The 12,739-nt window shown below is 72.2% G+C and carries 12 protein-coding genes; 3 read left to right on the forward strand and 9 right to left on the reverse strand.

The features are described from left to right. The 4 genes from alaS to rpsD all read right to left on the reverse strand — a co-directional run bounded on the left by alaS (position 1) and on the right by rpsD (position 4,361). Positions 1 to 2,670 (reverse strand): alanine--tRNA ligase, encoded by a 2,670-nt coding sequence (gene alaS, locus IF99_RS0116245; protein WP_030997216.1) that lies wholly within the window; start codon positions 2,668 to 2,670, stop codon positions 1 to 3. Further along, entirely contained in the window at positions 2,670 to 3,059 is a 390-nt protein-coding gene (locus tag IF99_RS0116250) for a hypothetical protein (protein ID WP_030997217.1), read from the reverse strand. Before IF99_RS0116250 ends, alaS begins: the two co-directional genes overlap by 1 nt. A 43-nt stretch (positions 3,060 to 3,102) precedes the next feature. Continuing rightward, positions 3,103 to 3,522: a DUF948 domain-containing protein gene (locus tag IF99_RS0116255; protein WP_030997218.1), complete on the reverse strand. Its 420-nt coding sequence runs from the start codon at positions 3,520 to 3,522 to the stop codon at positions 3,103 to 3,105. 224 nt (positions 3,523 to 3,746) lie between these two features. Beyond that, on the reverse strand, positions 3,747 to 4,361 hold the full coding sequence (gene rpsD / locus IF99_RS0116260) for a 30S ribosomal protein S4 (protein ID WP_007829289.1): 615 nt from the start codon (positions 4,359 to 4,361) through the stop codon (positions 3,747 to 3,749). Between the two features lie 245 nt (positions 4,362 to 4,606). Between rpsD and IF99_RS0116265 the strand changes: the two genes are divergently transcribed. After that, positions 4,607 to 5,365, forward strand: a complete 759-nt coding sequence (locus IF99_RS0116265) for a DUF2470 domain-containing protein (RefSeq protein ID WP_037827043.1) — start codon at positions 4,607 to 4,609, stop codon at positions 5,363 to 5,365. 79 nt (positions 5,366 to 5,444) lie between these two features. On the opposite strand, the gene IF99_RS0116270 is transcribed toward IF99_RS0116265, so the two are convergent. The 5 genes from IF99_RS0116270 to IF99_RS0116290 form a co-directional block, all read right to left on the reverse strand. Beyond that, the gene (locus IF99_RS0116270; RefSeq protein ID WP_030997220.1) at positions 5,445 to 5,906 is read right to left on the reverse strand and encodes an SRPBCC family protein; all 462 of its coding nucleotides are present in this window, start codon (positions 5,904 to 5,906) and stop codon (positions 5,445 to 5,447) included. A 5-nt stretch (positions 5,907 to 5,911) separates the two neighbouring features. After that, a complete protein-coding gene (locus IF99_RS0116275; protein WP_030997221.1) occupies positions 5,912 to 7,267 on the reverse strand; it encodes a replication-associated recombination protein A in 1,356 nt (451 codons plus the stop codon). Between the two features lie 77 nt (positions 7,268 to 7,344). After that, complete coding sequence (locus tag IF99_RS0116280; protein WP_051703525.1) at positions 7,345 to 7,983, reverse strand: vitamin K epoxide reductase family protein; 639 nt, start codon at positions 7,981 to 7,983, stop codon at positions 7,345 to 7,347. A gap of 312 nt (positions 7,984 to 8,295) precedes the next feature. Next, positions 8,296 to 9,558, reverse strand: coding sequence for a histidine--tRNA ligase (hisS, locus tag IF99_RS0116285; protein ID WP_030997223.1), 1,263 nt, complete (start codon positions 9,556 to 9,558; stop codon positions 8,296 to 8,298). 12 nt (positions 9,559 to 9,570) lie between these two features. Beyond that, positions 9,571 to 10,284, reverse strand: a complete 714-nt coding sequence (locus IF99_RS0116290; RefSeq protein ID WP_030997224.1) for an MBL fold metallo-hydrolase — start codon at positions 10,282 to 10,284, stop codon at positions 9,571 to 9,573. Between the two features lie 165 nt (positions 10,285 to 10,449). On the opposite strand from IF99_RS0116290, the gene IF99_RS0116295 reads away from it, so the two are divergent. After that, positions 10,450 to 11,295 carry a peptidylprolyl isomerase gene (locus IF99_RS0116295; RefSeq protein ID WP_030997225.1) on the forward strand — a complete coding sequence of 282 codons (846 nt, stop codon included), beginning with the start codon at positions 10,450 to 10,452 and terminating at the stop codon, positions 11,293 to 11,295. 170 nt (positions 11,296 to 11,465) lie between these two features. Beyond that, positions 11,466 to 12,695: a DUF349 domain-containing protein gene (locus IF99_RS0116305; protein ID WP_030997226.1), complete on the forward strand. Its 1,230-nt coding sequence runs from the start codon at positions 11,466 to 11,468 to the stop codon at positions 12,693 to 12,695. Positions 12,696 to 12,739: the final 44 nt, after the last annotated feature.

The following is a 12,739-nucleotide window of genomic DNA, read 5'->3' on the forward strand; positions in this document are numbered from 1 at the left end:
TCAGGCCGTCTCGGTGACGAGCCGCTCGACGGCGGCCACCGCCTCGGCCACGGCCTCCGGGTTCTGGCCACCGCCCTGCGCCACGTCCGGCTTGCCGCCGCCCCCGCCGCCGAGGGTCTTGGCGGCGGTACGGACCAGGTCACCGGCCTTGAAGCCGCGCTCGCGCGCCGCCTCGTTGGTCGCCACGACGGTGACCGGGCGCCCGCCCGTGACGGCGAAGAGCGCGACGACCGCGGGGCGGTCGCCCGGGATGCGGCCCCGTACGTCGAGGACGAGCTTGCGCAGGTCATCGGCGGTCGTGCCGTCGGGGACCTGTCCGGTCACGAGCGCGGTCCCGCGCACGTCCTTGGCGCCCGCGGCGAGCCCGGCGGCGGCCTGGAGCACCTTCTCGGCGCGGAACTTCTCGATCTCCTTCTCGGCGTCCTTGAGCTTGCCGAGCATGCCCGCGATCTTCTCGGGCAGTTCCTCGGGACGGCCCTTGACCAGCTCCTGGAGCTGGGCGACGACCGTGTGCTCCCGGGCGAGGAAGTTGTACGCGTCGACGCCGACGAGCGCCTCGATACGGCGCACGCCGGAGCCGATGGACGACTCGCCGAGCAGCTTGACGAGGCCGAGCTGGGCGGTGTTGTGCACGTGCGTCCCGCCGCACAGCTCCTTGGAGAAGTCGCCGATCGTCACGACGCGGACCCGCTCGCCGTACTTCTCGCCGAACTCGGCGATGGCGCCCTGCTTCTTCGCCTCGTCGAGGGACATGACCTCGGCCTGGACGTCCATCTCGTGCGAGAGGACCTCGTTGATGCGCTGCTCGACATCGGTCATGACGGCGGCCGGGACGGCCGCGGGGGAGCCGAAGTCGAAGCGGAAGCGGCCCGGCTGGTTCTCGGAACCGGCCTGCGCGGCGGTCGGGCCGAGCGCGTCGCGCAACGCCTGGTGGGTCAGGTGCGTCGCGGAGTGGGCGCGCGCGATGGCGCGGCGGCGCCCCTGGTCGATCGCGGCCCACACGGGGGCGTCCACGGTGACCTCGCCGACCTGGACGCGGCCCTTGTGGACGTGCACCCCCGGCACGGGCTTCTGCACGTCGCGGATCTCGACGATCGCACCGTTGTCGAGCCGGATGCGCCCGGTGTCGCCGATCTGGCCGCCGCCCTCGGCGTAGAAGGGGGTGCGGTCGAGCACGACCTCGACCTCGTCGCCCTCGCTCGCCGCTGGCGCGGGCACGCCGTCGACGAGCAGGCCGACGATGCGGGCCTCGCCCTCCAGCTGCACGTACCCGGTGAAGTCGGTGGCGCCCGCGGCGTCCGCGATCTCGCGATAGGCGTGCAGGTCCGCGTGGCCGGTCTTCTTCGCCTGCGAGTCGGCCTTGGCCCGCTCGCGCTGCTCCTTCATGAGCCGCCGGAAGCCGTCCTCGTCCACGGACAGGCCCTGTTCGGCGGCCATCTCCAGGGTGAGGTCGATCGGGAAGCCCCACGTGTCGTGGAGGAGGAACGCCTTGTCGCCGGGGAGCACGGTCGAGCCGGTCGCGCGGGTCTCGGTGACGGCCGTGTCGAGGATGTTCGTACCGGCCTTGAGGGTCTTGAGGAAGGCGGCCTCCTCGGCGAGCGCGACGGTCTCGATGCGCTTGCGGTCGGTGACCAGCTCGGGGTACTGCTGCCCCATCGTGTGGATCACGACGTCCACGAGGTCCTGGACGACGGGACCGGTGGCGCCGAGGAGGCGCATGTTGCGGATGGCGCGGCGCATGATGCGGCGCAGCACGTAGCCGCGGCCCTCGTTGCCGGGGGTCACGCCGTCGCCGATGAGCATGACGGAGGTGCGCATGTGGTCGGAGACGACGCGCAGCGAGACGTCGCTCGCGTCGGCCGCGCCGTAGGCGACGCCGGTCAGCTCGGTGGCCTTGTCGATGACGACGCGCAGGGTGTCCGTCTCGTACATGTTGTGGACGCCCTGGAGGATCATCGCGAGGCGTTCCAGGCCGAGCCCGGTGTCGATGTTCTGGCTCGGGAGGTCGCCGAGGATCTCGAAGTCGTCCTTGCCGCGCCCGGCTCCGCGCTCGTACTGCATGAAGACCAGGTTCCAGATCTCCACGTACCGCTCGTCGTTGACGGCCGGGCCGCCCTCGACGCCGAACTCGGGGCCGCGGTCGTAGTTGATCTCGGAGCAGGGGCCGCAGGGGCCGGGGACGCCCATGGACCAGAAGTTGTCGGCCTTGCCGAGGCGCTGGATGCGCTCGGCGGGGACGCCGACGACGTCGCGCCAGATCTGCTCGGCCTCGTCGTCGTCCTGGTAGACGGTGATCCACAGCCGCTCGGGCTCCAGGCCGAAGCCGCCCTCGGCGACGGAGGAGGTCAGCAGTTCCCACGCGTAGGTGATGGCCCCTTCCTTGAAGTAGTCGCCGAAGGAGAAGTTCCCGCACATCTGGAAGAAGGTCCCGTGCCGGGTGGTCTTGCCGACCTCCTCGATGTCGGGCGTGCGCACGCACTTCTGCACGCTCGTGGCGCGCGGTGCGGGCGGCTTGACCTCGCCGAGGAAGTACGGCTTGAAGGGGACCATGCCCGCGGGCACGAGCAGCAGCGTCGGGTCGTCCGCGATCAGCGACGCCGACGGCACGACCTTGTGCCCGCGCTCCTCGAAGAAGCGCAGCCAGCGGCGGCGGATTTCAGCCGACTCCATCAGTGGTCCTCATTCCGGTTGTTCGGGGTGTTGGGGTGGACGGGGCGCTTCAGATCCCCGGGGCGCCCGGGGTCGGCGGGGAGGGCGCGGCCCTCGATGACGCGGGGCGCCTCGCGGCCCGCCTCGATTGCCGGGCGGCGCGGGGCCGGGAGGGCGGGCGGCTCGCTCGTGAGGCCGAGTGCCTCGTCGAGTTCGGCCTCGCGCACGGCCATGCCGTCGCGCACGTCGGCGGCGAAGGCGCGGAGTCTGCCGCCGGCTTCGACGGCGCGGTCCGCGGCCTGGGCCACGAGGGACTCGGGGGCCAGTTTGCGGAGCTTGGCGTGCGCCTTGGAGGTGGCCCAGACCCCCGCGGCCGCTCCGGCGGTGAACCAGAACGTACGGCGGAACATCGCGGCAGCGGTCCTTCCGGTGGTGGTACGGGGCGGGCGGGCGTCAGGCGCCCTTGCGCCGGGGGCGGCGCTTGCCCTTGACGGTGCGGCCGACGACCGTGCGCGGCGGCGGCGGTTCGGCGCGGCGGCCGAGGGCGCGGCGCACTCCGTAGCCGAAGGCCGCGACCTTGACGAGGGGGCCGCCGAAGGTCGAGGCGACGGTGGTGGAGAGCGCGGAGGCGTTCGAGGTGACTTCCTGGACGTCCGAGGCGATCGCGTCGACCCGGTCGAGCTGGGTCTGCGCGGAGCGCACGGTCGCGGAGGCGTCCGTGAGCAAAGGGACGGCCTGCTCGGTGACTTCGGCGACCATCTTCGTCGTGGCCCTGAGCGTCTGCGCGAGCCGCGCGAGCGCGACCGCGAGGAAGGAGACGAGAATCGCCCAGAACACGGCCACCAGCAGCCCTGCCACCTCTCCTCCGGACACTGCGCACCGCTCCTTCCGCTGGTTCGTACGACTCGTTCGTGCGCGCGCACACTCGTGGCACCGAGCCTATCGCGACGCGGGGTTGCTCCCGTCCGCGTGGCCCCGGCGGCACTTTCGCGCCACCCGGCGCGCGGGAACGCGAGCGGCCCGCTCCCCCGGCCGTGCGGACACGGCGGGGAGGCGGGCCGGAGTGCTGCGCGGTGCGCGGCGGCCTCGGGGGATCGTCAGCGGGCGTAGTACTCGACGACGAGCTGCTCGTCGCAGATGACCGGGATTTCCTTGCGGTTCGGGTCGCGGTCCAGGCGGAAGGCGAGGGCCTTCAGGTTGACCTGGAGGTAGCGCGGGGTCTCGCCGTCCGTGTCGTAGCCACCCTCACGGGCGACCTGGAACGGGTGCTTCGAACGGCTGCGCTCGCGGACCATCACGACGTCGTCGGGACGGACACGGAAGGAGGGCTTGTCGACCTTCGTGCCGTTGACCTCGATGTGGCCGTGGACGACCATCTGGCGGGCCTGGTAGATGGTGCGGGCGATGCCCGAACGCAGGACCAGGGCGTCGAGACGACGCTCCAGCTCGATGACCAGGGCCTCGCCGGTCTTGCCCTCGGCCTTGCGGGCGCGGTCGTAGGCGCGGGCCATCTGGCGCTCGGAGATGTCGTACTGCGCGCGCAGACGCTGCTTCTCCAGCAGACGGACCTTGTAGTCGCTGTTCTGCTTGCGGCCACGGCCGTGCTCACCCGGCGGGTAGGGACGGGCCTCGAAGTACTTGACGGCCTTCGGCGTCAGCGCGATACCGAGCGCACGGGACTTCTTGACCTTGGGACGCGACTGGTTAGGCACGTTCTCCAGACCTCCGAAATAGGTTAGGTTAGGCTCACCTTACTCAAGGAGATCGCATGTCTCGCCCTGGGAACACCACGCGCATCACGAACGCCCGTCGCGCTCGAAAAGGCGACGCATCGACGGAGGTCCGATCAGATCGTGGTCAGCCGCGTCCCCGCCCTGACAGCCACGGCGGCCAGGACGCCCACGACGGAAGTCCTGAGGGGGACTCCCAAGGGGAAAGGGGGCTTGAATCCACCCGGATGCCGTCAGCAGCCGAGCGCACACGAACTCTCGTACAGGGTACATGCTCCGCGGTGCTGCTCCTGCCGGGCCCCGAAGTGGCCGGTGCGCTCCCGCTCGTGCCCGAACTGCGCAGCGTGACGCCCGAGGGCGACCTCCACCTCGTCTACTCCGCCACGGCCCCCGTCGTACGGGCCGCCTCGCGCGCCCGCGAGGACGAGCTGCCCGTCGTCCTGGAGCTGACCGACGTCGCTCCCGTCTCGGTCCCCCACCGGGTACGCGGCCGGGCCTGGGTCTCCGGCTGGCTCACCCGGCTGCCCGACAACGCGCCCGAGGCCCGCGCGGTCGCGGGGCCGAGCGGGGCCGGTGGCCCGGCCTGGGCCACCCTGCGCCTGGAGCCGTACGAGATCCGCGTCGACGACCTGTGGGACGTCGCCCGCGTCGAGATCGACGACTTCGCCGCCGCCACGCCCGATCCGCTGCGCGCCTACGAGGCCGAACTCCTCCAGCACCTGCACGCGGCGCACGCCCCGCAGGTGCGGCGGCTGCGCGGACTGCTCGGCGAGCGGGCCGGGGCCGACTGCCCCGCCGTGGTGCCGCTCGCCCTCGACCGCTTCGGGCTGCGCGTCCGCTTCACCGGCCTGCGCTGCTTCGACGCGCGCTTCGACTTCCCCGAGCCGGTCGAGGACGTGCACGGGCTGCGCCGCGCCATGGCCGCGCTCTTCGAGGCGGCGGACGACTTCGCCACCGCGGACGACGCCGAGGCGCCCCGCGACTGAGCACACCGGGAGCCCGTACGGACGGGACCACGGCCTCAGGGGAGGGGCCGCCGTCCGCAGGGGGGACGGGCACCGCGGGTCACGCCCGCCCGCGCTCCGCCGCCTCGCGCACGCAGGCGTTGCGCACCCGGATCAGCCGCGGCATGTACCGGCCCAGCACGAGCCGTTCGGCGATCCGGCCGAGCGGTCCGAGGGGGGCGGCGAAGTCGACGGCGTCCCGCATGACGGTGCCGCCCGCCCCGTCCGGCGCGAAGTGGTGCGCGTGGTGCCAGCGCGCGAAGGGGCCGCTCACCTGCTCGTCCACGAAGTACCCGGGCCGCTCGTACGCGCTGATCCGCGAGGTCATCCGCCAGCGCACGCCGAAGTGCCGGGCCCGCCACGTCACGGTGTCCCCCGGGCCCATCGCCCCGGACGTCACCCCCGCGACCGCCCGTTCACCCGATCCGGCCATGGACGCCTCGTGCAGGTTGACGTCGAGCGACACGTCGAAGACCGTCTCGGGCGGCGCCGCGATCCGGGTCGTGAGCGCGAAACGGACCACCGCGGCTACTCCCTCGCCCCGCGCAGCCGCTCCCGCACCATCTCCACCACATCCGCGTACCGCGCCTCGGCCCCGTACCGCGTCGGCGTGTAGTACTGCCGGTCCTTGAGCGCGTCCGGCGCGTACTGCTGCGCGGCGATCGCGCCGGGGACGTCGTGCGGGTACACGTATCCCTGCGCGTGGCCGAGCTTCTTGGCGCCCTGGTAGTGGCCGTCGCGCAGGTGCGGCGGGACGGGGCCCGCGAGGCCCTTGCGGACGTCTTCGAGCGCGGCGCCGATCGCGAGCGTCGCCGCGTTGGACTTCGGGGCGAGCGCGAGCGCGATCGTCGCGTGGCTCAGGGTGAGCGCGGCCTCGGGGAAGCCGATCATGGCGACGGCCTGCGCGGCGGCGACGGCCGTGGGGAGCGCGGTCGGGTCGGCGAGGCCGATGTCCTCGCTCGCGGAGATCATGAGGCGCCGGGCGATGAAGCGCGGGTCCTCGCCGGCCTCGATCATGCGCGCGAGGTAGTGCAGCGCCGCGTCCACGTCCGAGCCGCGGATCGACTTGATGAGGGCGCTGGCGACGTCGTAGTGCTGGTCGCCGTCGCGGTCGTACTTCAGCGCCGCCTTGTTGACCGTCTCCTCCAGGGTCTGGAGGGTGATCGCGGGTTCCTTCTTGGCGAGGGCGGCCCCGGCGCCCGCCTCCAGAGCGGTCAGCGCGCGGCGCGCGTCCCCGCCGGCCACCCGCAGCAGGTGTTCCTCGGCGTCGTCGGGGAGCGTGACCGCGCCCTTGAGGCCGCGCTCGTCGGTGAGGGAGCGGTGCAGCAGGGCGCGGATGTCCTCGTCCGTGAGCGGTTCGAGGGTCAGGAGCAGGGAGCGGGACAGGAGCGGGGAGATCACGGAGAAGTACGGGTTCTCCGTCGTCGCCGCGATGAGGGTGACCCAGCGGTTCTCGACGGCGGGCAGCAGGGAGTCCTGCTGGGCCTTGCTGAAGCGGTGGATCTCGTCCAGGAAGAGGACCGTGTCCTTGCCGTAGCCGCCGCTCGCCCTGCGGGCGCCGTCGATGACGGTGCGGACCTCCTTGACCCCGGCGGTGATCGCGGACAGTTCGACGAAGCGGGCGTTGGTCGCCTTGCTCACGACGTAGGCGAGCGTCGTCTTGCCGGTCCCCGGCGGGCCCCAGAGGATCACCGAGGACGCCCCGGCCGGGCCGCCGTCCCCCTCCCCCACGAGCCGCCGCAGCGGGGAGCCCGCTCCGAGCAGGTGCTGCTGACCGACCACCTCGTCGAGGGTGCGCGGACGCATCCGGACGGCGAGGGGGCTGTTGCTCGGGTCCTTCTCCTGACGCTCTTCGGCGGCAGCGGTGAACAAGTCGGGTTCCACGCCGAAAGCCTAAAGGACGGCACCGACAACGCCCCGGGCGCGCTCGGTGCCGTCCCCACCTCGCCGGAGGGACCGGCTCAGCTGGTCCAGAAGTCCCACCAGCGCAGCAGGATGAGGAGGCCGATGATCCCGAGGTGCAGGACCGGCAGCACCCAGGGGAACTCGCCGAAGAAGCCGCGCGCCCAGCCGGGGGCCGGGAGGTAGCCGTTGCGCACGTTGTGCGCGGTGACGTACCAGAACATGACGACCGTCGCGACCCAGGCGAGGCAGCACCACAGGCACAGGGCGTTGATGTTGTAGAGCGACTGGTACTGGAGCCAGGTGACGAAGCCGACGCCGAAGAGCGTGCCGAAGTTGAACGTGAGCCAGTACCAGCGCGGCATCCGGGCCCCGGCGAGCAGGGTCATGCCGACGCAGATCACCACGGAGTAGGTGGCGAGGCCGAGCATCGGGTTCGGGAAGCCGAAGGCCGCGGCCTGCTCGCTCTTCATGACGCTGCCGCAGGAGACGACCGGGTTGAGGCTGCACCCGGGGGTGAAGCTCGGGTCCTCCAGGAGCTTGAACTTGTCGAGCGTGATGACCCAGGCGGCGAGCAGGCCCGCCGCGCCCGTGAGCACCAGCATCACGGCGAAGGCACGCGAGGCGCCGAGCCGGGAGACGGGGCCCCCGGGGTGCCGGGGGTCGTGCTCGTGGTCGACCTCGTCGCTGACTTCCATCGTGTCGCTCATCACGCCGTTTCCGTCGCTCGGTTGCTGGGGCTTCTGCATTGTGCCCCACCCACCTGAGAACGGGAGGGCCCAAAGAGGCCCTGGAAAAGCCACCACCCCGCCGAACGGCCCGAGTTCGCCACCCCGCGCGTGAGGCAATCCACTCCGGCGAGTGGTTTCGGGGGTGCCGGGTTGACGGACGGGCGGGCGGTGCGGAGAAGTACGGGGCGGGACGACCGGCCTCGCACAGGCTCCGCCCCCTGCCCGGGCCCGGCGCCCGCCCCGTCTCCGCGCCCTGTACCGGCGCCCGCCCCGCCCCGCTCAGCCCAGCAGGCGCTGGATCTCCGCGACCGCCTGGGCGAGCGGCACCGCGTGCTGCTCCCCGGACTCCAGGTCCTTGAGCTGGACACTGCCGTCGACGAGGTCGCGCTCCCCCGCGATGAGCGCGAGGCGGGCGCCCGAGCGGTTCGCGCTCTTCATCGCGCCCTTGAGGCCGCGACCGCCGAAGGAGAGGTCGGTCGCGATCCCGGCCCGGCGCAGCTCGGTGGCCTTCTCGAAGAGCGCGCGGCGCGCGGCCTCGCCGAGCGGGATCACGTACACGCTCGTGACGGGCGGCAGGCCGAGCTCGACGCCCTCGGCCTCCAGGGCGAGGACCGTGCGGTCCACGCCGAGCGCCCAGCCGACCGAGGGCAGCGCGGGCCCGCCGAGCATCTCGGAGAGCCCGTCGTAACGCCCGCCGCCACCGACCGCCGACTGCGAGCCCAGGCCGTCGTGGACGAACTCGAAGGTCGTGCGGGTGTAGTAGTCCAGGCCGCGGACGAGCTTCGGGTCGTCCTCGTACGCGACGCCCGCGCCGTCCAGGAGCGCGCGGACCTCCTCGTGGTACGCCTTGCACGCGTCGCACAGGTAGTCGGCGAGGAGCGGGGCGCCGCCGAGCTGGTCCTGGACCTCGGCGCGCTTGTCGTCGAGGACGCGCAGCGGGTTGATCTCGACGCGGCGGCGGGTCTCCTCGTCGAGGTCGAGGGCGCGCAGGAACTCCTGGAGCGCGGCGCGGTAGACGGGGCGGCAGGTGGTGTCGCCGAGCGAGTTGAGCAGGATGCGGTGCCCAGTGAGGCCGAGCGAGCGGTACGCCTGGTCGGCCAGGATGATCAACTCGGCGTCGAGCAGCGGGTCCTCGGCGCCGATCGCCTCGGCGCCGACCTGCGAGAAGTGGCGGTAGCGGCCCTTCTGCGGGCGCTCGTAGCGGTACTGCGAGCCCGAGTACCAGACCTTCACGGGCAGGTTCCCCGCCTTGTGGAGGTTCGACTCCAGGACCGCGCGCAGCACGGCCGCCGTGCCCTCGGGGCGCAGGGCCAGCTCGTCGCCGCCCTTGGTCGTGAAGACGTACATCTCCTTGCTGACGATGTCGGTGGACTCACCGACGCCGCGCGCGAAGAGCCGTACGTCCTCGAATCCGGGCGTCTCGATGTAGCCGTACCCCGCGTTCCGCAGCGGGGCCGCGATGGCCTCGCGGACGGCGAGGAAGCGGCCCGAGTCGGGCGGCAGGAGGTCGTAGGTGCCCTTGGGTGCCTTGAAGGTGCTCACGGTTGTTCGCTGTCACATTCCTCGTCGGGGGAACGCCTCGGCGGCGCTCCCCTGGCCGGCCGCCACCTGTCGCAGATACGGGTTGGTGGCGCGTTCACGGCCGATGGTCGTCTGGGGACCGTGTCCGGACAGGACCACGGTCGAGTCGTCGAGCGGCAGGCACACACGGGCGAGCGAGTCGAGGATCTCGTCCGCGTCGCCGCCGGGCAGGTCGGTGCGTCCGATGGAGCCGGCGAAGAGCAGGTCCCCGGAGAAGAGCACGGACGGCAGCTCCGCGCCCTCGGGGGTCCTGAAGGTCACCGACCCCTTGGTATGCCCGGGGGCGTGCGCGACGGAGAAGTCGAGCCCCGCGAGGCTCAGGCGGGCCCCGTCGCCCAGTTCCTCGATGTCGGAGGGCTCGCCGACCGTCAGCTCCCCCATGAGCGGCATCCCGATGGAGCGGCCGATACCGGCCTCGGGGTCGCTCATCATGTAGCGGTCCGCCGGGTGGATCCAGGCGGGGACGTCGTGCGCGCCGCAGACCGGGACGACCGAGGCGACGTGGTCGATGTGGCCGTGGGTGAGGACGACGGCGACGGGCCTGAGCCGATGCTTCGCGAGCGTCTCCTCGACCCCCGCGGTGGCCTGGTGGCCCGGGTCGATGATCACGCATTCCTCACCGGCGGCGGGGGCGACCACGTAGCAGTTGGTCCCCCAGGCCCCGGCGGCGAAACCGGCAATGAGCACGTTCGTCCTTTGTGTCCACGGGTGAGCGGGACCGCGTCGGGCGCGCGGCCGGGTCCGAGACTACCGGCGGTGCCGATTCCACAGCCAACCCGTATACGGTACGGGGCACACACGGCCCCCCGTCCGAACAGGGTTGCGGACGAGTAGACGACGAGGAGACACCCGGTGGTCAGCAACGATCAGCGGCGGCGCCAGCTCGCCCGGGAGAAGTTCTTGCGGCAGCAGGAGCGGCGGCAGACGGCACGGCGGCGGGCGCGTCGGCGGAACGCGGTCATCGCCTCGACCGTCGTGGTGGTGCTCGCCGTGGGGGGCGGCGCCTGGGCCGCCGGAGCCTTCGACAAGGACAAGCCGAAGGACGACGACCAGAAGACCGAGGCCGCCGCGACGCCGAGCGCGAGCCCGAGCAAGGCACCCGACCCCTGCGACAAGCCCGCGGCCGGCTCGGTGAAGAAGCTGTCGTACAAGAAGGAGCCGGCGCTCAGCATCGACAAGTCGGCCGACTACACGATGACGCTCGCGACGACGTGCGGCGACATCGGTATCGCGATGGACGCGAAGAAGGCCCCCCACACGGTGAACTCCTTCGACTACCTCGCGGGCAAGGGCTACTTCGACCACACGAAGTGCCACCGCCTGACGACGGCGGGGATCTACGTCCTCCAGTGCGGCGACCCCTCGGGCAACGGCACGGGCGGGCCCGGCTACACGCTCCCGGACGAGAACCTGAAGGACAAGAAGCTCAAGGGCAACGTGTACCCGGCGGGCACGGTCGCGATGGCCAACCAGTACAACGCCCAGACGAAGGAAGGCCGGCACACCGGCGGCAGCCAGTTCTTCCTCGTCTACCAGGACAGCCAGCTCCCGCCCGACTACACGCCGTTCGGCACCATCTCGGCGGACGGCATGAAGGTGCTCAAGAAGATCGCCGACGCGGGCGAGAACACCGGGCAGGGCGACGGGGCGCCGAACGCGACCGTGGTGATCGACAAGGCCACCGTGCGGAAGTCCTGAACGCCGGGGGCGTCCTCCGGGGGGGGCGGCCGCACCGCGTGCGCGGCGAAGTCCGCCGTTCAAGAATGCGGACAGCCGCCCCACAGGTCGCCTATGTTGGCGGTGACGAAAATGTGGACGATGCCGCGGGCCCCTCACGAGGGGCCCGGCATCATGTGGATGGAGGCGCTGTGAGCAGCGACCCGTGGGGCCGAGTCGACGAGACCGGGACCGTGTACGTGCGGACCGCCGAGGGTGAGCGGGAGGTCGGTTCCTGGCAGGCCGGTTCGCCCGCCGAGGCCCTCGCGTACTTCGAGCGCAAGTACGAGGGACTGGTCGTCGAGATCGGGCTGTTGGAGCGCCGTGTGCGGACGACGGACCTCTCGGCGAAGGACGCCCAGGCCGCCGTGGAGCACCTGCGCGCGCAGGTGCGCGGCGCGAACGCGGTGGGTGACCTTGACGCGCTCGACAAGCGGCTCGAAAAGCTCCTGTCGACGGTCGAGGAGCGCCAGGAGGTGCGGAAGGCCGAGCGCGCCAAGCAGAGCGAGGAGAGCCGCAAGGCCAAGGAGGAGCTGGTCGCCGAGGCCGAGCAGCTCGCCGAGAGCGAGCAGTGGCGGGTCGCCGGGGAGCGCCTGCGGGCCCTCGTGGACATCTGGAAGGGGCTGCCCCGGCTGGACCGCAAGTCCGACGACGAGCTGTGGCACCGCTTCTCGCACGCCCGCTCCGCGTTCTCCAAGCGGCGCAAGGCGCACTTCGCGGCGCTGGACGCGCAGCGCGAGGAGGCCCGCAAGGTCAAGGAGGGCCTGGTCGCCGAGGCGGAGTCGCTCTCGGGGTCGACCGAGTGGGGCCCGACGGCGGCGCGCTATCGCGAGCTGATGACGCGCTGGAAGGCGGCCGGGCGCGCGCAGCGCGAGGCGGAGGACGAGCTGTGGACCCGGTTCCGGGCCGCGCAGGACGTCTTCTTCTCGGCGCGCAACGAGCTCTTCGCCGAGCGTGACGTCGAGCAGGGCGAGAACCTCAAGCTCAAGGAGGCGCTCGCCGACGAGGCCGAGAAGCTGCTGCCGGTCAAGGACCTCAAGGCGGTCCGGGCCGCGTTCCGGGGCATCAACGAGCGCTGGGAGGCCATCGGGCACGTGCCGCGCGACGCGCGGCCGAAGGTCGAGGGCCGCCTGCACGCCGTGGAGCGGGCGATCCAGGAGGCCGAGGAGGCCGAGTGGCGCCGTACCAACCCCGAGGCGCGCGCCCGTGCCGCCGGTCTCACCGGTCAGTTGCAGGGGGCCGTCGACAAGCTGCGCGCGCAGATCGCGCAGGCGGAGTCGGCCGGCAACACGGCGAAGGCCGCGAAGCTGCGGAGTGAGCTGGAGGGCCGCCAGGCCCTGCTCGACCAGGCGCTGAAGGGCCTGGAGGAGTTCGGGGGCTGAGCCCGCGTACGACACGGGGAGGGGCCTGCCGGAACGTTCCGGCA

This window comes from Streptomyces sp. NRRL F-5630, from assembly GCF_000719475.1.
Lineage (GTDB): Bacteria > Actinomycetota > Actinomycetes > Streptomycetales > Streptomycetaceae > Streptomyces.

Bases quoted from the DNA above. Each gene is read 5' to 3' on its own strand.
- alaS (WP_030997216.1), bottom strand. From the start codon at position 2,670: ATGGAGTCGGCTGAAATCCGCCGCCGCTGGCTGCGCTTCTTCGAGGAG.
- IF99_RS0116250 (WP_030997217.1), bottom strand. From the start codon at position 3,059: ATGTTCCGCCGTACGTTCTGGTTCACCGCCGGAGCGGCCGCGGGGGTC.
- IF99_RS0116265 (WP_037827043.1), top strand. From the start codon at position 4,607: ATGCCGTCAGCAGCCGAGCGCACACGAACTCTCGTACAGGGTACATGC.
- IF99_RS0116280 (WP_051703525.1), bottom strand. From the start codon at position 7,983: ATGGAAGTCAGCGACGAGGTCGACCACGAGCACGACCCCCGGCACCCC.